The 20,048-nt window shown below is 56.5% G+C and carries 20 protein-coding genes; 3 read left to right on the top strand and 17 right to left on the bottom strand.

Going from position 1 to position 20,048, the window contains the following annotated elements; all coding sequences use genetic code 11:
• The 7 genes from ACNQ0W_RS07295 to ACNQ0W_RS07265 form a co-directional block, all read right to left on the bottom strand.
• Positions 1-1,191, bottom strand: a complete 1,191-nt coding sequence (locus tag ACNQ0W_RS07295) for a cytochrome c biogenesis protein/redoxin (RefSeq protein WP_062933039.1) — start codon at positions 1,189-1,191, stop codon at positions 1-3.
• A gap of 135 nt (positions 1,192-1,326) precedes the next feature.
• Positions 1,327-2,622: an ATP-binding protein gene (locus ACNQ0W_RS07290; RefSeq protein ID WP_062933040.1), complete on the bottom strand. Its 1,296-nt coding sequence runs from the start codon at positions 2,620-2,622 to the stop codon at positions 1,327-1,329.
• Positions 2,619-3,359: a response regulator gene (locus ACNQ0W_RS07285; protein ID WP_022651194.1), complete on the bottom strand. Its 741-nt coding sequence runs from the start codon at positions 3,357-3,359 to the stop codon at positions 2,619-2,621. The genes ACNQ0W_RS07290 and ACNQ0W_RS07285 overlap by 4 nt, the downstream gene beginning before the upstream one ends.
• Positions 3,360-3,403: 44 nt before the next feature.
• The gene (locus ACNQ0W_RS07280; RefSeq protein WP_062933041.1) at positions 3,404-4,399 is read right to left on the bottom strand and encodes an alpha/beta fold hydrolase; all 996 of its coding nucleotides are present in this window, start codon (positions 4,397-4,399) and stop codon (positions 3,404-3,406) included.
• 145 nt (positions 4,400-4,544) lie between these two features.
• The gene (locus ACNQ0W_RS07275; RefSeq protein ID WP_062933042.1) at positions 4,545-4,985 is read right to left on the bottom strand and encodes a GNAT family N-acetyltransferase; all 441 of its coding nucleotides are present in this window, start codon (positions 4,983-4,985) and stop codon (positions 4,545-4,547) included.
• Complete coding sequence (locus tag ACNQ0W_RS07270; protein WP_062933043.1) at positions 4,982-5,590, bottom strand: hypothetical protein; 609 nt, start codon at positions 5,588-5,590, stop codon at positions 4,982-4,984. Before ACNQ0W_RS07270 ends, ACNQ0W_RS07275 begins: the two co-directional genes overlap by 4 nt.
• Positions 5,590-6,552 carry a hypothetical protein gene (locus ACNQ0W_RS07265; RefSeq protein ID WP_062938946.1) on the bottom strand — a complete coding sequence of 321 codons (963 nt, stop codon included), beginning with the start codon at positions 6,550-6,552 and terminating at the stop codon, positions 5,590-5,592. The genes ACNQ0W_RS07270 and ACNQ0W_RS07265 overlap by 1 nt, the downstream gene beginning before the upstream one ends.
• A 136-nt stretch (positions 6,553-6,688) precedes the next feature.
• Between ACNQ0W_RS07265 and ACNQ0W_RS07260 the strand changes: the two genes are divergently transcribed.
• On the top strand, positions 6,689-7,237 hold the full coding sequence (locus tag ACNQ0W_RS07260) for a GNAT family N-acetyltransferase (RefSeq protein ID WP_062933045.1): 549 nt from the start codon (positions 6,689-6,691) through the stop codon (positions 7,235-7,237).
• On the opposite strand, the gene ACNQ0W_RS07255 is transcribed toward ACNQ0W_RS07260, so the two are convergent.
• The 8 genes from ACNQ0W_RS07255 to sad form a co-directional block, all read right to left on the bottom strand.
• The gene (locus tag ACNQ0W_RS07255) at positions 7,225-8,139 is read right to left on the bottom strand and encodes a bestrophin family protein (RefSeq protein WP_003857155.1); all 915 of its coding nucleotides are present in this window, start codon (positions 8,137-8,139) and stop codon (positions 7,225-7,227) included. The genes ACNQ0W_RS07260 and ACNQ0W_RS07255 overlap by 13 nt on opposite strands.
• 201 nt (positions 8,140-8,340) lie before the next feature.
• Positions 8,341-9,792, bottom strand: coding sequence for a tagaturonate reductase (locus ACNQ0W_RS07250; protein WP_062933046.1), 1,452 nt, complete (start codon positions 9,790-9,792; stop codon positions 8,341-8,343).
• Positions 9,793-9,909: 117 nt separating this feature from the next.
• Positions 9,910-10,437: a GNAT family N-acetyltransferase gene (locus ACNQ0W_RS07245; protein WP_062933047.1), complete on the bottom strand. Its 528-nt coding sequence runs from the start codon at positions 10,435-10,437 to the stop codon at positions 9,910-9,912.
• A gap of 82 nt (positions 10,438-10,519) precedes the next feature.
• The gene (locus ACNQ0W_RS07240) at positions 10,520-11,485 is read right to left on the bottom strand and encodes a sensor domain-containing diguanylate cyclase (RefSeq protein WP_062933048.1); all 966 of its coding nucleotides are present in this window, start codon (positions 11,483-11,485) and stop codon (positions 10,520-10,522) included.
• 58 nt (positions 11,486-11,543) lie between these two features.
• Positions 11,544-11,906, bottom strand: coding sequence for a DUF4186 domain-containing protein (locus ACNQ0W_RS07235; RefSeq protein WP_062933049.1), 363 nt, complete (start codon positions 11,904-11,906; stop codon positions 11,544-11,546).
• The gene (gene glsB / locus ACNQ0W_RS07230; protein WP_047050929.1) at positions 11,906-12,832 is read right to left on the bottom strand and encodes a glutaminase B; all 927 of its coding nucleotides are present in this window, start codon (positions 12,830-12,832) and stop codon (positions 11,906-11,908) included. The genes ACNQ0W_RS07235 and glsB overlap by 1 nt, the downstream gene beginning before the upstream one ends.
• A 62-nt stretch (positions 12,833-12,894) precedes the next feature.
• Positions 12,895-14,484, bottom strand: a complete 1,590-nt coding sequence (locus ACNQ0W_RS07225) for a methyl-accepting chemotaxis protein (RefSeq protein ID WP_062933050.1) — start codon at positions 14,482-14,484, stop codon at positions 12,895-12,897.
• A gap of 127 nt (positions 14,485-14,611) precedes the next feature.
• Entirely contained in the window at positions 14,612-15,994 is a 1,383-nt protein-coding gene (gene sad, locus ACNQ0W_RS07220; RefSeq protein WP_062933051.1) for a succinate-semialdehyde dehydrogenase, read from the bottom strand.
• A gap of 99 nt (positions 15,995-16,093) precedes the next feature.
• On the opposite strand from sad, the gene ptrR reads away from it, so the two are divergent.
• Positions 16,094-16,972 carry a putrescine utilization regulator PtrR gene (gene ptrR / locus ACNQ0W_RS07215; protein ID WP_062933052.1) on the top strand — a complete coding sequence of 293 codons (879 nt, stop codon included), beginning with the start codon at positions 16,094-16,096 and terminating at the stop codon, positions 16,970-16,972.
• On the opposite strand, the gene ACNQ0W_RS07210 is transcribed toward ptrR, so the two are convergent.
• Entirely contained in the window at positions 16,969-17,781 is an 813-nt protein-coding gene (locus ACNQ0W_RS07210; protein WP_062933053.1) for a PhzF family phenazine biosynthesis protein, read from the bottom strand. The two genes, ptrR and ACNQ0W_RS07210, sit on opposite strands and share 4 nt — an antisense overlap.
• A gap of 22 nt (positions 17,782-17,803) precedes the next feature.
• Positions 17,804-18,592 carry a PhzF family phenazine biosynthesis protein gene (locus ACNQ0W_RS07205; protein WP_047735362.1) on the bottom strand — a complete coding sequence of 263 codons (789 nt, stop codon included), beginning with the start codon at positions 18,590-18,592 and terminating at the stop codon, positions 17,804-17,806.
• Between the two features lie 176 nt (positions 18,593-18,768).
• Between ACNQ0W_RS07205 and ACNQ0W_RS07200 the strand changes: the two genes are divergently transcribed.
• A complete protein-coding gene (locus ACNQ0W_RS07200) occupies positions 18,769-19,965 on the top strand; it encodes a sugar transporter (protein ID WP_003857178.1) in 1,197 nt (398 codons plus the stop codon).
• Positions 19,966-20,048 lie beyond the last annotated feature (83 nt).

The raw sequence follows: 20,048 nt of genomic DNA, 5'->3' as shown, positions 1-20,048 counted from the left end.
TCAGGAACGCGCTTCCTTGAGCAACTGCTGAATCACGGCCTCCTGCTTGTCGTAGTTCCCCTCGCCAAACGCGGTGTAACGCAGTTGCCCTTTCGCATCGAAATAGTAATGTGCTGGCCAGTACTGATTTCCGAACGCGCTCCAGATTTTGTAGTTATTATCCGTCACTACGCGGTACGGCAGCTGCCATTTGTTGACCGCGTTTTTCACCGATGATAACGGCTTTTCCCAGGGGTATTCCGGGGTGTGGACGCCAATCACTACCAGACCTTCAGACTGATATTTCTTCGCCCAGTTACGCACGTGCGGAAGCGTGTGCTGGCAGTTAATACAGTCCCAGGTCCAGAAATCGATAAGCACAACTTTCCCCCTCAAGGACTCAGACGTGACAGGGTCACCGTTTACCCAACCCGTACCGCCGCTTAATGACGGTAGCTGGCTGCTCGGCGTCGCGTCAGCGACCGGTTGCAGTTTCACCTGCGTGGAGGATGGTTGCGCAAGGCTCAACAGAGCGTTTTCCAGCTGGTCGGCAACACCGTTGGCGCCTTTCAGAGCTGAGGTCATCCCGCTGGCGTTGAACGCAACGGCGGCTAACATCATCACTCCCGCTCCCTGACGCAAACGCGCCATCAATGCGGATTTGGCTCTCAGAGGGGTTATCAACTTACGGCCCCCCGCGACAAGCAGCCCCAGCATCAACGCGCACCCACTGCCGTAAGCGGCTAACAGCGCTCCGGTTGCGATAGCCGAGTGGCCCGCAATATTAATGCTGAAGATCGCCCCGAGAATCGGTCCGGCACAGGGGGACCACAGCAGCCCAACGGCCAGCCCTGCCAGAAAAGCCGAAACCAGGCCGCGTCGCTGCATGCTGTGGGTGTTGAGAACGTTTCCCGCGCTGACCGCCGGGCGGGCAATGCGCTGAGCGAACTGCGGGAAGATCAGGGCCAGGGCGGCAATGCTCAGTACCAACAACGCAATCCAGCGACCGATAACGGTGGCGTCAGCGATCCACTCGCTGGCAACCGTTACTATCATCGCCACCAACGTGAACATCACAATCATTCCCGACAGAAGCGCCAGAATGTGTTTGCGCTGCCCCTGAAAGCCAGCGAACAGCAGAGGAATGACGGGAAGCGTGCACGGACTGAGCAGGCTAATCATGCCGCCTAAAAAAGCGATTATCAGAAACATAACGACCTCACGATACGGTTGCTGCGAAGGTGCAGTGAGGTCATTTCACCGTACGAATGTGTTCAGGCCGTGTGCGAAAAGCTGAATTTTGTCTGCCTGCGTATCGGCGCGGCGTGCAGATACACAGGCGTACAATTAACCGCGCGGAAGGGTTACGCTTACGGCCAGCCCGCCCTCTGCCCGGTTTGCAAGCTGCAATTTCCCGTCAAGCTGGGCGGTGAGCTGCGCGGCAATGGCGAGGCCTAACCCGGTGCCGCCCGTTTCCCGGTTGCGCGATGTTTCAACCCGGTAGAACGGTTGTAACACCGCCTCCAGTTCTGCCTCCGGGATGCCAGGGCCGTTATCCATAATGCGGATCGCGACCTGCCTTTCATCTTCATCAATCTCTATTACCGCGCTATCGCCAAACTTCAGCGCATTATCCAGCAGGTTGGTCATTACCCGGCGCAATGCCTCGGGACGAGTGACGATCGGCAGACGCGCATTGCGTGCATGAAACTGCACGTTTTTACCAATGTCCTGATAATCACTGGCGATGCTGTTAACCCACGCGTTCAGCTCCAGCTTCAGCGTGGTCTCTTCCAGGGATTCTGATGACCGGGCATAGGCAATCCCCTCCCGTACCAGGCGTGACATATTATCCAGGTCGCTCAGCAGCTTATCGCGGAGTTCGGGCTGATCCGCCATTTCGATCCGCAGCTTCATGCGCGTGATGGGCGTCTGAAGATCGTGAGAAATGGACGCCAGAATCTGCGCGCGTTCACGCAGATACGTCTGTATCCGCGACTGCATCTCATTAAAAGCGTGCGCTGCCTGACGCACCTCAACCGGACCTTGTTCAGTCATCGGAGAATGGGCCGCAGGATCGAGGGAATCAACCGCGCGCGTGAATTGCAGGAAGGGCCGGACAACCTGGCGCACGGCAACCCAGGAGCAGAGCGCGACAAGTAACAGCTGAAGAACCAGCACCACGGGCAACCAGCTGGCGACAGGCGGCATGCGCGGAATCAGATCGATGGTGAGCGGTGCGCCGTCGCGGAGCGTCAGATGGGCCTGAATATGGGAAATCGGCCCTGGCACCGCCGTAAACTGAAGCGGATATTGGGCTGAAAGCGTCTCTTTCAGGGTGCGAATCGCATCCCGCGAGCGCTTGTCTGTTGGCGCGGCGCCTGCCTCGCCGGGGCCAAGGATATAACGATAATTACCGCGACTGAGCCGTTCCAGCCACTCTGGCCGCTCTTTGGCCGGAAGCCGGTCGAGAATGGCCACGCTGGTCGCCACGTCGTTCTCAAGATTGCCCAGCATAACCGTACGCGCGCTGCGCATTCGCTCAACCATGACCAGCGTCAGGCTGAGCGCGTTAGCCAGCAAGAGTCCAAGCAGCACAATGATCAGCAGCCGGGCCAGTAAGGTGCGGGGCCACAGCGTCATTCATTGGCCTCGACGATGGTCACCGGCATGGTAAAAACGTAGCCCTCGCTGCGAACGGTTTTAATGTAGGCGGGCGTGCGGGCATCTTCATTCAGACGCTGTCGCACGCGGCTCACCAGGAGATCAATCGAACGTTCAAACAGCTCGGCATCACGTCCCTGCGTCAGGTTCAGCAGCTGGTCGCGGGTCAGCACCCGTTGAGGATGATCGAGGAATACGCGCAAAAGGCGATATTCCGCCCCGCTGAGCGCCACAACCATCCCCTCGTTATCAATCAAATGACGCGCCACGGTATCCAGCTGCCATTCCCCGAACACCACCAGGCGCCCTGCCTCGGTCACCTGAAGATTAGGCGGCATAGTACGAAAACGACGCAGGATAGCTTTGATACGCGCCAGCAGTTCGCGGGCCACAAACGGTTTCACCACGTAATCGTCGGCGCCCATCTCCAGCCCCAGGATCCGGTCCGTGTCCTCGTTGCGCGCGGTGAGCATCAGGATCGGCAGATCCTTATGCCTGCTGCTGCGCAGCTGCCGACACAGCGTCAGGCCATCATCGCCGGGCATCATCACGTCCAGCACCACCAGGTCGATATGCTGTTTGTCGAGCACTACGCGCATCTCTTTCCCGTTCGCCGCGCCAGAGGCGTGGTAGCCGGATTTCACGAGGTAATCGACAATCAGTTCACGAATATCCCTGTCGTCATCGACGACAAGGATGTGATCAATATGCTCCACCGCAGGCTCCTGATTAAGAGGTAACGGATTGAAAATAGCACATATCAGAGCTTATCCGCGTCGACAACGGCGTTAACAAAGTCCTGCGGATCTTCCTGCGGCGGGTTGTGACCAACCGTTGCGCCGAAAGTACGGTGCTCATATTTTCCGGTGAATTTCCCCGCATAGGCGGCGGGTGCAGGATGTGGTGCTCCGTTGTTACCGCCCTCGATGGTGATGGTCGGCACCGTAATGTTCGGCAGCGTAGCCAGCTTTTGTTCGTAGGCGTCATATTTCTGCTCCCCCTTCTCCAGCCCCAGACGCCAGCGGTAATTACTGAGCGTGACGGCAACGTGGTCCGGATTATCGAGGGATTTGGCGCTGGCATTGAAGGTGGCATCGCTGAATTTCCAGTCAGGCGAAGCCTGGGACCAGATCAACCGGGCAAAATCGTGCGTATTTTTAGCATAGCCTTCCGCACCGCGCGGGGTGGCGAAATAGAACTGATACCACCACTGAACCTCTGCCTTCGGCGGTAAAGGCTGTTTGCCAATCGCCTGGCTGCTGATCAGGTAGCCACTTACCGAGACCAGCGATTTCACCCGTTCCGGCCAGAGCGCCGCAACGATATCCGCCGTACGCGCCCCCCAGTCATAACCGGCAAACACCGCCTGTTTGATATTCAGGGCGTCCATCAGGTTGACGATGTCTTTTGCCATTGCCGAAGGCTGGCCGTTTCGCGGCGTTTTATCAGAAATAAAGCGCGTGGTGCCGTACCCGCGCAGGGACGGCACAATGACACGATACCCCTTCGCAGCCAGCGCGGGGGCCACGTCTGCATAACTGTGAATGTCGTACGGCCAGCCATGCAGCAGGATCACCGGTTGCCCCTCTTTTGGCCCGATATCGACGTAACCGACGTTCAAATCGCCAGCGTTAATCTGTTTAACCTGGTTAAAGGCCGACGCGTAATCCTTACCCGTCGCTTCTGCCTGACAGGACATCACGATGCCAAGTGAAACGGTCAGGGCGACGGCTGAGTATGCGAGTTTATTAAACATGATGTTATCTCCGGGTAAGTTCAGTTGACGGAGATATAACACCATGCGTTTGTATAGGAGATGTGTGCGGATGCGGTTTTATTGCATACCTGTGTATGTATCACAGACGCAGATACAGTGTGATACAAACCCAGGTATGAAACGACTAAAGCGAGATTCGGTACCGGACGTAATCGTCGGCTTCACCATAGTGGTCATACAGCTTACGCGCCGGATTGTTCATACGGGTTACCCAGTAGAGTTTTGACCACCCTTCCCGCTTGCCCTCATCGATCAGAGCGTCGATAAGCGCTTTACCCGCCCCTGCGCCACGTTCGGCTGCGTCGACAAACAGATCTTCCAGATAGCAAACCGGCGCGGTTGACCAGGTCCCTTCATGCAGGACACACATGGCGAAGCCGATGACGTTGCCGTCTTTCTCCACGACCCGGCAAAACAGGGGTGATGAATCTGCGAGCGCCCTGTCCCAGGTGGCCGCGGTAACGGACTCGTCAAGGTAGCACTCATAAAAATGGGTATAGCCATCCCACAGTGGTCGCCATTGTGGGTAATCTTCTGCCTGTAACGGGCGTACGACGAGTGTCATGTGTTCCTCACATTATCCTTACTGCTCTTCAGGCGCATGATGCGAGCCAGCGTGGCAAGACGCTTCGAACGACAATATAGCGTGAACAGCACAAAGCCTCGACTGTTTAACACCATACGGCTAATTACCAAAGCGATCGTTGCAATGATCAGCTGCCAGCTACTGCCGTCAGACATCGTCAGATAGTGAAGCCATTGCAGTACCGTTAATGTGAGCAGGATGATGAAAAGCGCTAAAAATCCTGTTAGTCCTGAAGTGTATCCCCGGGCAAGGAAGGCACTCGCGAGCATCAGGAAGATAAGTATCGCTAGCGATGGGACAAAAAAACTGAGTGCATGTAGCGATGGCGACATACTGGATATTGTCTGGAGAAATGGCAGCAAATTAAACGCAAAAATCACCAGAAATAGCGGTAATAATATCGCTACCGGATAAGCATTTTGCCGTGGCAGCTCACTAAGCGGGCGTGAAAAATACCGCTCCAGTTCGGGGGTGGAATGGTTTAATAAGTCATTGTCATGACGGGCAATAGCGTCCTCAATCCGTTTTCCGTGTTGCAGGAGCTCGTAAGAAACGTGTCCGGTTAACAAGCGCAGAATTTTCATTAAAAAACCGCCAGTGACTGGATAGTACCAATAATGTATTTACTGGTACGAGGTATGTTCCCCGGAGCGGCAATAACTCCGCTTACAGCGCTTCCTGCAAGCGCCGCGGCACTTGTTACAACTTGACCTAATTGCCGGGTGAGCTCAACCTGAACAGGACCAGATGGGAATCGTTTTGGATAAAAGCCAGCTCGAATAAGCGCTTTGACTTCTTTATTGCTTATACCAGGGTTTTGAGCGCGAATAATTAATTCAGTCAGTCGAGCACGGTCCTGACGAGGATAATTTTTTAGCCACTCGGTTGCTTTCAAGGACGAAACGGATTTCATCGCACGCCAGGTAGTAACAGCCTCTTTGAGTGCACCGCCTGCGCTTGCCAGAGAAATGACATCTAAGGAAGTGGATGTGGCGACATACCAGTCCTGGGTATCCAGCCAGGCGACATTGGCACCGTCATTTTCAACCAAATCATAAATTCGATAAAGGCCATTCACACATTGCAGACCGGTGGCAGCCGTTCCGGCGTAGCCAATAGCGACCAGTACGCTTCCCCCGCCTGCGGTAAGGGGAGTTGCTGCTGTTCCAGCGAGCATCACTCCGCCAGTTATGATCATCGCGCCACATGACAGAACGGTTGAGGCAATTTCAGTTCCCATGGAAGTAGAAGAAACTGCATCACTCAATGCTTTTCCTGCTGTGGAAGCAGACGGAAACGAGGAGGCTTTGGTCACGATAACATGCGTTACTATTCCACTTTGCCCTTGAGGATGTCTTTTGCCGGGTCGCACCAGGAAGCGTTGGGGGCCGTCAGAGTAAATGATACCCGCGTGAGCAAATTCACGATGACAGTCCATGGCGGCACCAAGCGCTTTAAAATCGAAATCCGCAGCCCCAACTCCCGACATTTTCGCAAAATCGTAGCCCGGTAAGTTTTTATCAAGGTTTATCCCAGGTAAAACCATACCCTTCTCCTTTTCAAGCAGGTTGATGACGTTAACTCAACATCGTTTTAGTACAGTACATCGCAACAGAATGTTATTAAGATGAAAATACCAGAACCTAAACAAAAGCATAACGCTTAATTATGGAGATCAGCGGATGACCATACCCACACTTACCACCGAGCGCCTGATATTACGCCCCCTGATTGCAGAAGATGCCGTCCAGATCCAGCAACGCTATCCGCGCTGGGAGATTATCCGCTATATGGTGGCTTCAGTCCCCTGGCCCTACCCGGAAAACGGTGCAGAAAATTATGTCAACAACGTTGCACTGCCCGATATGGCCAAAGGGATTGCGTGGTTCTGGACGATTCGCCGTCGCGAAGCGCCTGACGAACTGATGGGGTTGATTTGCCTGTATGACGTGGAGGACAACAACCGGGGCTTCTGGCTCGCGCCGGAATTTCAGGGCCAGGGATATATGCGCGAGGCGAGTATTGCGGCCACGGATTACTGGTTCAATACGCTCAATAAACCGGTGTTACGCGCGCCGAAAGCGGCGGCCAACAGCCGCTCCCGACGTATTTCAGACAGCAGCGGCATGCGGCTCATCAGGACGGAGAAGAAAGCCTATGTCAGCGGCCTGCTGGATTCGGAGCTGTGGGAAATCACCCGCGATGAGTGGAATGCCCGTCAGGTCAGCTGATAATGCTTATCCGGCATCAGTCTTTCAGGGATATTCTCTTCATCGTTCATCTGCAACAGATCGCGCTCCATCATGTTGCAGATGGCGTCCAGCGGCAGATCGTTATCTTCCGTCCCAAACGGATCTTCCAGCTCTTCGGCCAGCGTATCCAGCGAGATAAAGGTGTAGGAAATCAGCGCAGAGACAAAGGGCGTCATGTAATGCAGATCAACTACCAGCGCAAACGGCAGCATGATGCAGAACAGATACACCGTCCGGTGCAGGATCAGCGTATAGGCAAACGGGACTGGCGTATTGGCGATACGCTCACAGCCAGCCAGCACGATGGACATATCGTTCAGGCGGTTGTTGAGGCTGTGAAACAGGATGTCTGAAAGGTGCCCGCTACGCCGCCGTACGGCCAGCCACTCCCCCATAATCAGCAGGATACGGTTCGCCGGCGAGTTGGCGTCCATCACTTTGCGTAAATCGTCAGGAGCCAGATAGCGGGACAGCTGATCGGCATTGGTTTCTCTGCGCAGGGTCATACGCAGACAGTTAGCAAACGCGATTTGCAGGCGGACAAACTCTCCAAGATGTTTATCATCCGGCAAGGTGTTTTTTACCTCGCGAAACAGCGAGCGCGCCGCTATCATCAACTGCCCCCAAAGCAGACGCGCCTCAACGTAGCGCGAATAACAGGCGTTATTGCGAAATCCCAGGAAGATGGCGATAGCCACGCCCAGAATGCTGAACGGCGCGACGGTAAACCGGATACCCAGCGAGGTGTACCACGGCAGCATGACAATCACGGCGATGGAAAGCAGGAAGTTAAGCAGCAGTCGGGTATAAATTTTGGGAAGTACCGAACCATGCCAGACAAAAATCAGTTGCAGCCAGTGCTGTTGAGGACGAACAATCATAATCAGCTTCAGAAAAGTAAAGAGCGCGGCTATTAAACGTGATCCCCCTCACGGTTGCAAGCATGTTAATAGTTCATTGCATTTTCTGACCTGTTGAGCCTTAACCGCACGGTGCTGCAAGTACTTTTTAAAAAAAGAACGTATAGTATGTTGTAACTAAATAGGGTCTGTGAAAAACCCGGCCAACGCCGGGCATAATGATTAGCAGAGTGGTTTCACCGCATCGCGCATGCCTTTGCTTAAAATCGCATCCAGATCCTGCGCAACCTGGTCTACCAGTCCGTTCACCAGAGTGAGATCCTGTTCCCAGTGCTCGCTCACGCTTAACACCGACGATACCAGTTCACGGGTAGTGACCTGTTTGTCGTGATGTTGCGTCCACAGCTGCTGGTAACGTTCAAGCCAGTGCGCATCGTCCTGCACCGGATAGCGCTCACCGTTGCGCTCGGCACGGTAAAATGCAATCAGCGCAGCCAGAGCAAAGGTCAGACGTGCTGGCAATTTGCCGGTCGCCTTCTGCCCTGCCAGCAGTTGCGGCAGAATACGGGTGCGGTACTTGGTCATCCCGTTCAGTGCAATCGACAGCAACTGATGCTTAATGTACGGATTACGGAAACGCCCCGTTACGGCACTGGCGAAGGAGTGCAGCTCGTCGCGCGGCAGATCCAGGACCGGAATAATCTCCTCATAAATAGCCTTCTCTACGAACGCGCAAATTTCCGCGTCGTTCATGGCTTCCCCTACCGTATCCAGGCCGGCCTGAAAAGCGACCGGAACCAGCGCCGTGTGCGCGCCGTTGAGGATCGCCACCTTACGCTCTTTATACGGTTTAATATCGTCAACAATCAGGACGTTGAGCGGGTATTTATCCAGGCGCAGTTCAGCTGCAAGTGATTTCGGCCCCTGAATAACAAACAGATAGAAATGTTCCGCCGTGTCGAGGAAGCTGTCGTGATAGCCCAGACCGGCTTCCAGCTCTGCCACCTCATCACGCGGATAGCCGGTAACAATGCGGTCAACCAGCGTCGAGCAGAAGGTGTTAGCATCATTCAGCCACGTAATGAATGCCGCCGGCAGCGCCCACTCCTGTGCATAGCGCAGCACCAGTTCACGCAGGGCATCGCCGTTGTAGTCGATGAGTTCGCAAGGAATGATAATCCAGCCTTTATCCGCTGCCCCGTTAAAGTGGGTAAAGCGCTCGAACAGCAGACGCGTCAGTTTGGCCGGATAGCTGACCGCTGGTGCATCGTCAAACTTATCCCCCGCGTGATAGCTGATCCCCGCCTCCGTGGTATTGGAGAAGACAAACCGCATGTCCGGATTATGGGCGAGCTTCAGAAATTCATCGTACTGGCTGTAGACGCTGATTTCACGGTTCACGGAACGAATAAGACGCGCATCGCTTACCGCTTCCCCCTGCTCATTCAGACCACGAATAATCGTGGTATACAGACCCTCCTGGGTGCTCAGCGACGGGGGAAAATCGCTCTGGATCGGCCGCACAATCACCACACCTGAATTGAGATCGGTATGCTCGTTTAAGAGGTCGATTTGCCAGTCAACGAACGCGCGCAGGAAGTTACCTTCGCCAAACTGGATGATACGTTCAGGATAGCGCGCACCGGGGAAATCACGACGGTTGAGTGTGTTCACAATGGAGGTCCTTTATGATTAGTCATACAGCCTGATAAGATTGGTGTGATAACTTATCAAAACTTCAGGACCATAACCCCTGTCTGGATCAACTCAGGACGCGATGGTGAAAAATAATCACAGAAATTTATAGAACACCGAGGTCGCCGTCATGTCCCCGTTCGGCATCAGGGCGTAGCGTGGGATCTCCCCCGCCTTTTGCCAGCCCGCACGTTGGTAAAACGTCTCCGCGCCGCTGCCGGTCGAGGTATCAAGCACCAGCACCGTAAGCGCTTTTTCACGCGCAACCGCCTCCAGGGCTTGCATCAGCGCCATTGCCGCCCCTTTACGGCGCGCCTTCTCATGAACCAGCAGTTTCGCGACATCTGCCCGGTGCGGCTGGTTTTCAGGCTGATCGGTGATTAGCTGGACCGTGCCAACCAGCCCCTGGTCCGCATCAAAACAGCCCAGGACGGTACGCTCGTCGCGCCCGACGCTCTCTGCGACGCCGAGCCAGAAGGTATGGGCTTTCCCGGCAGAAAAAGGCAGCATAAAGCTGACGGAGGCGCCGCCGTTGACACAGTTGACCAGGATATCGTTCAGAGCATCAATGTGGGTGAGGATGTCCTGCCGGGAGAGAGGTTTAATCAGCATGGGAGAGTTCATTTCGCGTCCTTAGGTTGAATCTCTCCACTTTGCTATTAACATTTTTGTAACGCAATAAGCGATGGCATAGGATTTCGTTATGTCATTTTTCACCGTAGTGTTGCCGCTTCATGGCGTACATTTGCGCATCCGCGTGTTTTAGCCATGCCTGCATATCATTGCGGTGATGATCGAACTCGCTCAGCCCCCAGGAGAACTGTAACGACCAGGGATGCAACTGACGCGCGTTATACTTTTCCGTTTGTTCGACGAGATACTGCATGGCGATCCAGGCGCCAGGCTCATCGGTATCCGCAAACAGCACCGCGAACTCATCGCCCCCGAAACGTACCAGCAGATCGGCCTCGCGGAACGAGGAACGCATCAGGGCGGCCATCGCTTTCAGAGCCTTATCCCCCTCCTGATGTCCGAAGCGATCGTTAATGGTTTTGAAATGGTCCAGATCCAGCCAGCCAAGGGTTAACGGTTCTGCCCGACGCTGCGAAACCGACAGTGCAAACTGCGCAAACTGGTTAAACCCGCGACGGTTAAACAGCCCCGTGAGTTCATCGGTTGTGGCCGCGCTAACGGCCGCAAATTCATCCTCTGCCAGCGCGCTGAGATCGGCCAGTACGGCGACATCCGCCGCCGTAAACTCACGCGGCGCGTAATCAATGAGACACAACGATCCCACGCACGCCCCGTCACGTAAACGCAGCGGGAAACCGGCATAAAAGCGCACGCCCGGATCTCCCGCCACCTGCGGATTATCCGCAAAGCGTTCGTCCAGCAGCGTGTCACTCACCACCAGCGGCGCGTCACCCAGGATCGTATGACCACAAAACGAGAGATCGCGAGGCTGGCTGGCGAGTGCCCGGCCGTCGGCAGACTTCACGATCGCGGCGTGGTCATCCACCAGCGTAATCATCGCCAGCGGCACCCTGAAAAAGCGTGTTGCCAGCCGCGTAAGACGATCAAACGCGGGGTAATTGTCGATCTCAAGCAGACCGGACTCGCGCAGCGCATTCATGCGCTCCGCTTCATTAACGGGAATTTGAGGTGCTTTCATAACGTCTCCTGACGCTGAGCATTAGTAAAAGCGTAGCTTAAACAGAGACATTGTCAGTTCAGGAGGCACGATTTACCTCTATGACCAGCCAATGATGAATTACGTTGACGATATACTGTTGTTGCTGCGCACTCAGCGGCACGCCCTGCGGGATAGCATGCCACTTAGCCAGACAGCCCCGACAGCAGGTAGCCGTGGCATGCTGGGCGATAAAAACCGGATGGCCGCGCATCGGCGTCTGCTTACCGTCATTCACCGGGTGTGCAGGCGCCAGCCGCGCGGCGATAAAATCAGCGGCATGCTGATCGATAGTCTCCGCGCCCTTATCCCAGCAGTATTGCCGCTCTTTCGTCCCTAAATGAAAACGCGAACGAAACGTGGAGCGAGCCAGGCGCGCGAAAAGAGGATCTAACGTGGACATCAGTATACGGACCGTCCAAGGCGTTTGGTCAGCTGTTCCAGCGCCGCCACGCCCGCCAGTGAATTTCCGGTCTCGTCCAGTTCCGGGCTCCAGACGGCAATCGCCATCTCGTGAGGGACAATCGCCACGACCCCACCGCCAACGCCGGATTTAGCCGGCAACCCCACGCGCCAGGCAAACTCCCCGGCATTCTGATACATGCCGCTGGTTGCCATTAAGGCGTTGATCTGGCGGGCCTGCATCGGGGAGACAACGTCCTCGCCCAGATGCGGGGCATGGCCCTGATGCGCCAGAAACAGAAAAGTCTGCGCCAGTTCGACGCAGTTCATCTTCAGCGCGCAGTAATGAAAATAGTTTTGCAGCACCGTGGCAACGTCATTATGAAAGTTGCCGAAGGACTTCATCAGCCAGGCGATAGCGGCGTTACGTGCCGAGTGTTCAAACTCAGAGCGCGCTACCACCGGATCGTAGGCGATGTCCTGCACGCCGGAAAGCTGCCGCACAATCTGGAGCATCCGCTGACGCGGCGCGCTCAGTCTGCTTTGCAGCATATCGCACACCACCAGCGCCCCGGCGTTAATAAACGGGTTACGCGGCTTACCCTGTTCGATTTCCAGCTGGAGAAGGGAGTTGAACGGCTGACCGGACGGATCTTTGCCCACCCGCTGCCAGATCTCCTGCTCGTCATACTGGCGCATGGCGGCAACGAGGCTAAGCACTTTTGAAATCGACTGAATCGAAAAGCGCTCCAGCGCGTCTCCCGCCTGAAAACGCTGCCCGTCAATAGTACAAATGGCGATGCCGAGCTTATTACCGCTGATCGAGGCCAGCGCGGGAATGTAATCGGCAACCTTACCCTGCCCCAGTAACGGACGAACCTGCGCCAGAATCTCGTCCAGCATCTCATTATGGATGACCGCAGCCACACTTTGCTCCTTGCCCTCAGGCTAAAACGGGCTGCGAGTATAACAGAGGCTTATACGTCACGTCAGGCAGGGAGACGAAAACGCGAGACGGCCTGCAACAAAAGATCTGACTGCTGATGCAGGCGCTCAGAGGCATTTGACGCTTCGCTAACCAGCACATCTGTCTGACGTGATACCTGGTTAAGCGCCTGAAGCTGACGGGTCATCTGATGAATGCTGTCCCCCTGATTCAGGGTGGCCAGCGAAATATCATTCAGCAGGCTGCTCAGATTCGCCACCAGCCCGGTGACCTGTTGCAAATTCTCTTCCAGACGGTTTACCACCTGAGAACCTTCTTCAATGCCCTGTAGCGAGTGGTTAATCAGCGCCTGGATGGTTTGCGTAGAGTGACTGCTTTTTCTGGCCAGCAGCCCCACTTCCCGGGCGACCACCGCAAACCCGCGCCCCTGCTCTCCCGCATGGGCGGCTTCAATGGCAGCATTGAGGGCCAGAATGTTGGTCTGAAACGCCACGCTGTCGATCATCGCGACGATCCCGCGCATCTCTGAGGATCGGTCGACGATCATCTGCATCGAGCCATTCACCGCTGACATCATCTTCTCCCCGCCAGCGGCAGCCTGTCGGGCTTCATCCGCGCGCGAGCGGGCGAGTTTTGCATACCCCGTGTTCCCCTCAACGTGGGTTTCGAGATCGGCGATGTGCGCGGTCACCTCCTCCAGCTCTTTGGCCTGTCGCGTAGACTGCTGATAAAGCTTCTGATTCCCCTGCGCAAGCGATCCAATATTTTCAACCATGGAGGTAGTGGCCTCGCTGACCTGGGTCACCAACTGCTGTAGCCCGCGCTGCATGGCGGTAATACTGCCGCTGAGCTGGCTGATTTCACGGTTAAAGCGCACAACGTCAGGCGGCGTGCCTGACAAATCCCCTGCCGCAAGTTGGTTAATATGGATAATCAGACGGCGTAGCGGGGATATCACCCACTTCGCCATTCCGAACCAGACGGCTATGGCAATGGTCAGCAGGACCAGCGGCGCAAACAGGAACAGCCGTTGCAGGCCTGAGAGTTGTTCCATGAGCCACTGACGCCCCTGTATCGCCTGCTTCTCACTCCGTTGCTGATAGCGTGCGAAGTTGTCATTAAAATCGGTCTGAAACGCCTGGGCGGGTACGGCGAAAAAGAGGTCAATGCTGTTGGTTTTCACCAGCCCCTCCGCCTGCTCCCGGATGGCGTCGAAAAACAGCTGATAGCTGTTAACCAGCCCGTCGTCTTTCGGCGGGTTAAGCGCAAGCCAGGCCTGCCATGCCTGCTGTGACGCCGCCAGGGATTTTTGCGCCTCGTCCATCAGGCTATGCCAGCTCCCTTCCGAGCCGGTCTCTTTATCCTGCATAAAGTACACGCCGGCGCGGTTGAGCAGATCGCTGGCCGCCAGCAGGGAAATACGGGCCTGATCCAGCCTGCTCTGCTGCTGCCAGGCCAGCTGATTGCGCTGTTCGTTACGCTGGGCTTGATTCAGGGAGGCGGTGAGCAGGAAGGAGGAAGAGAGTTGCAGGGCGGAGAAAAGGCCAATAATACAAAAGATGCCGGTCAGCAGGCCAAACTGACGAGGGATAAAGCGCGGCGCAAGACGGCGAAAAATTTGCGTTAGGTTCATAATTTTCTTCTGTAACAATACGTTAGGCGCGAGCGAGTCTACGAAACGAAAATGACAGAACCATTACGCAAAAATGACAGGAAACGTGAATTGCCGGGTAGCGGCCTGGCCTTACCCGGCAACAAGACTAGACGCGATCCTTCCACACCGTCTGCACATTACAGAACTCATGCAGACCGAAATGAGAAAGCTCTCGCCCGAAGCCGCTCTTCTTCACCCCGCCAAACGCGACGCGCGCATCGCTGGCGCTGTAGCCGTTGATAAACACCCCGCCGCACTCCAGCTCGCGAGAGAAGGTTTCAGCCAGCGCATCGTTCGCGGTAAAGACCGTCGCCGATAAGCCAAAATCGCTGTCGTTAGCCAGCTGCAACGCATGCGTCGCATCCTTCGCGACGGTAATTGCGGCCACCGGGCCAAACAGCTCCTGTCGGAAGGCCGTCATCTGTGGGGTGACACCGCCGAGTACGGTTGGTGCATAATAATTTCCGCTCCCGGCAAGCTTCTCTCCGCCGAGCAGCAGGGTCGCCCCTTCCGCCAGCGTAGCCTGCACCTGCTGATGCAATTCATCGCGAAGATCAAATCGCGCCATCGGGCCAATATAGTTATCTTCCTCATCCGGTGCGCCCATCTTCAGCGCCTTGACCGCGTCAACAAAGCGTTGGGTAAAGGCGTCCGCCACGCCCGCTTCCACAATAAAGCGTTTCGCCGCCGCACAAACCTGCCCGGTATTCTGATAACGTCCGGCCACCGCCGCGTTGACGGCCAGATCCAGATCGGCATCGTTCAGAACGATAAACGGATCGGAGCCGCCCAGCTCCAGCACACATTTCTTCAGCGCCGCGCCCGCCTGCGCGCCAATTGCCGCACCAGCCCGAACGCTGCCGGTTACGGTCACCGCCGCGATACGACGATCGTTAATCGCCTGACTGACGCCGTCATTCGTCGCATTCACCCAGCCAAAGACCCCCTCCGGGAAACCGGCATCCGCGAACACCTTCCCGATCAGCTCCGCCGAGCCGAGCACATTTGGCGCATGTTTAAGCAGATAGCTGTTCCCTGCCAGCAGGATCGGCACCGCACCGCGCAGCACCTGCCAGAGCGGAAAGTTCCATGGCATCACCGCCAGAACGGGCCCCAGCGGGCGGTACTCAATCACCGCATTATCGACCTGGGTAGATTCCGGGTGCAGCATCGCCGGGCCGTGTTCAGCGTACCAGTCGCAAAGGCTGGCGGATTTAGCCACCTCCGCACGCGCCTGCATAATGGGCTTGCCCATCTCCCGGGAGATAGTCTGCGCCATCTCTTCCGCACGACTACGCAGCGCCGCACCCAGATCGCGAAGTTTTTGCGCCCGGTGCGCCACGCTTTCGCGTCGCCACTGACGAAAACCGGTATCCGCCTGCGCAATGGCACGCTCAACGTCACCGGACGTTGCCCACGGGTAAGCAGCCAGCGTTTCGCCGGTAGCCGGGTTGACAGAGTGGGCATGGGTAGCAGATGAATAGGTCATGATGTTCTCCACGTAATAACAGTTGATTGATTGTGGCCTACTCTGCTATTTCTTAAAAATGAATAATACTCACCACCTTATTCACGAATCGAGAACGGAATGGACTTAACACAGCTTGAGATGTTTAACGCCGTCGCACTGACCGGCAGCATTACCCAGGCGGCGCAGAAGGTACACCGGGTGCCGTCAAACCTCACCACACGCATCCGACAGCTAGAAGCGGACCTCGGCGTGGAACTGTTTATTCGCGAGAATCAGCGCCTGCGGCTTTCCCCCGCCGGGCACAATTTTTTGCGCTACAGCAAGCAGATCCTGGCGCTGGTCGACGAAGCGCGAATGGTCGTCGCCGGGGATGAACCGCAGGGATTATTCTCGCTCGGCGCGCTGGAAAGTACCGCCGCCGTGCGCATTCCGGAAAGTCTGGCGCGGTTTAACCAGCGCTATCCGCGCATTCAGTTTGCGTTGTCCACCGGGCCTTCCGGTACGATGATTGACGGCGTGCTTGAGGGGACGCTCAGCGCCGCCTTTGTCGACGGGCCGCTCTCGCACCCGGAACTGGAAGGGATGCCGGTTTACCAGGAAGAGATGATGCTGGTCACCCCTGCGGGTCACGCGGAAGTGTCAAAAGCTACACAGGTGAGCGGCAGCGACGTGTATGCCTTTCGCGCCAACTGTTCTTACCGGCGTCATCTGGAGAGCTGGTTCCATGCCGACCGCGTCACGCCGGGACGGATCCACGAGATGGAGTCCTATCACGGGATGCTCGCCTGCGTGATTGCCGGGGCAGGCATTGCGCTGATGCCCCGCTCCATGCTGGAGAGCATGCCGGGGCATCATCAGGTGGCGGCGTGGCCGCTGGCGGAAAACTGGCGCTGGCTCACCACCTGGCTGGTGTGGCGACGCGGGGCGATGACTCGCCAGCTTGAGGCGTTTATCGCGCTGCTGAACGAGCGTCAGCCACCAGCGCCCAGTTGTTAATGTTGAACGTAGTCCTGGAGTCGAAGGAAAATTTTCCCCTTCATATACAGCGTGGCCTGTCCGCCAATCAGCACGCGGTCGCCTTTCAGCTCGCAGCGCAGATCCCCGCCGCGCAAGGAGATCTGGCGGGCCGACATCTGCGTTTTACCGAGCTTTTCGCTCCAGTACGGGATCAACATGCTGTGAGCTGATCCCGTCACCGGATCTTCCGGCACCCCTTCCCCCGGGCAGAAGAAGCGGCTGACGAAATCATACTCATCCCCCGGCGCCGTAACGCAGACCATTTTCCCCAGCGGGAGCATGGCCGCGATATCCGGCGTCAGCGCCTCCACCTGCCGCTGGCTGTCGAGCACCACCATGTAGTCACGCCCCACACGCACCTCGTTTGCCGCGTTAATGCCCAGCGCGCTGAACAGCACCGCGGGTGGAGTATCGACAACCTCGGTTGACCACGCCGGGAAATTAAGCGTCAGCCAGTCGCCGCTGCGTTGTACCGTCAGATCGCCGACAAAGCGCGTGGTGAAGGTGATTTCCGTATGCGGATAATCCAGGTATTCGAAAATAACGTGAGAAGCCGCGAGGGTTGCGTGGCCGCAGAGGTTAATTTCATCCTGCGTGGTAAACCAGCGCAGTTCAAACCCGTAATCCGTTCGGACAAAGAACGCCGTCTCTGACTGATTGTGCTGCTTCGCCATCTTCAGCAGCGTCTCATCCGGCAGCCACGCTTCCAGCGGACACACCGCCGCCGCATTGCCGCCGAACGCCCTGTCGCTGAAGGCATCTACCAGATAAAAATCAATTTCCTGCATCGTTGGTTCCTCTTAGATTTATTCAGCGCAGAAATACTGTGCCCTTCAGATACAGCGCCGCCTGCCCGCCCATCCGCACGCGGTCGCCCTTGAGTTCGCAGCGTACGTCTCCTCCACGGGCAGAAACCTGGCGGGCAAACATCTGTGTTTTGCCAAGCCGTTCACTCCAGTACGGGATCAGCATGGTGTGCGCGGAGCCGGTGACAGGATCTTCCGGCACGGCCACGCCTGGCGAGAAGAAACGGCTGACAAAGTCGTATTCCCCCTCGTCCCGGGCAGTGACGGCCACTTTATGCTCGCCCGGCGTCATGGCGGAGAAATCCGGATTAAGGGCTTCTACCTGCTCGCGGCTCTCCAGTACCAGCACCCAGGCGCGGCCTTTTCGCGCCTCGACGTAGTGGCTGATACCGAGTGCGGTGAGCATCTCCGGTGGCGGCGTCTGTGCCTGCGTCGGGCAGGCCGGGAAGTCCAGCGTCATCCAGTCACCTTCGCGGCTGACGGTCAGGCGACCAGAGGCGGTGTCAAAATGAAGGCGTGAGTCCGGATAATCCAGTTCGTTAAACAGAACATACGCCGCGGCAAGCGTCGCGTGACCACATAAATTCACCTCGGTGAGCGTGGTGAACCAGCGCAACTCGATCCCCCCTTTGGTACACACAAAAAACGCGGTTTCCGACTGGTTATGCTGTTGTGCCATCCGCAGTAACGTCTCATCCGGTAGCCACGCGTCGAGCGGGCACACCGCCGCCGGGTTGCCGCCAAAGGAGGACGCGCTGAACGCATCGACCAGATAAAAATCAATCTCCTGCATCGTGTTACCGCCTGTTTTTGTTGTGTTGTTCTTTATCTTCAATGAAAACAACCCCGTTCGCTACCGCTGCATGAAGGTAAATTTTGTGATTCACATCACATAACGGTTGAATTTTCGCCGTTTAAGGCTTTAAGATCGTCTCCTCATCTTTCAGGCAACGAATCCCAGATATCCCTATGACAACACACACGGTTTCCCGCAGGGTCGCGTGGCTACGCGTGGTCACGCTCGCCATCGCAGCGTTTATTTTCAACACCACGGAATTTGTTCCGGTTGGGCTGCTGTCCGATATCGCCGCCAGCTTCCATATGGAAACGGCACAGGTTGGCATTATGTTGACCATCTATGCATGGGTGGTAGCGCTGATGTCACTGCCGTTTATGCTGCTGACTAGCCAGATGGAACGTCGTAAGCTGCTAATTGGGCTGTTTGTGGTGTTCATTGCCAGCCATGTGCTGTCATTTATGGCATGGAACTTTACCGTGCTGGTCATCAGCCGCGTCGGCATCGCGTTTGCCCATGCCGTTTTCTGGTCGATCACCGCGTCGCTCGCCATTCGTCTGGCTCCGGCGGGAAAACGCGCCCAGGCGCTGAGCCTGATTGCCACCGGAACGGCGCTGGCGATGGTGTTAGGCCTGCCGATCGGACGCATTGTGGGACAATACTTCGGCTGGCGCACCACCTTCTTTGCCATCGGCATGGGGGCGCTGATCACCCTGGTATGTCTGATCAAACTGCTGCCAAAACTGCCCAGCGAACACTCCGGCTCGCTGAAAAGCCTGCCGCTGCTGATGCGTCGACCGGCGCTGATGAGCATCTATCTGCTGACCGTGATTGTGGTGACCGCCCATTACACGGCCTACAGCTATATTGAGCCGTTTGTTCAGGTTGTGGCGGGCTTTAGCGCTAACTTCGCCACCGTTCTGCTGCTGATCCTGGGCGGCGCGGGGATTATCGGCAGCATCCTGTTCGGGAAGCTGGGCAATCAGCACGCGTCTGCGCTGGTAAGCAGTGCGATTGGTCTGCTGCTGGCATGCCTGCTGTTACTGATGCCTGCGGCAGGCAGCGAGAGTCATCTGGCGATCCTCAGTCTGTTCTGGGGCGTGGCAATCATGATTATTGGTCTGGGAATGCAGGTCAAAGTGCTGGCGCTGGCCCCGGACGCCACGGACGTCGCGATGTCGCTCTTCTCCGGGATTTTTAATCTGGGGATTGGCGCCGGTGCGCTGGTGGGAAATCAGATCAGCCTGCATGTATCGATGTCGGCCATTGGCTATCTCGGGGCGATTCCGGCGCTGATCGCGCTGATCTGGTCGGTGCTTATCTTCCGGAAATGGCCGGTCGCGATGGAAGAACAGACCAGCCACGGTTGACGTTTATTGTGCCGGGTGGCGGCTTCGCCTTACCCGGCCTACGTTATTACGGACTTGTCTGTCTCTTATACACATCTCCGAGC

It is taken from the genome of Enterobacter cloacae complex sp. 6730903 (genome assembly GCF_048283985.1).
GTDB lineage: Bacteria > Pseudomonadota > Gammaproteobacteria > Enterobacterales > Enterobacteriaceae > Enterobacter > Enterobacter hormaechei_C.
Note: the sequence above shows the minus strand (reverse complement) of the source record. Positions and strands in the feature narration are given on the sequence as shown.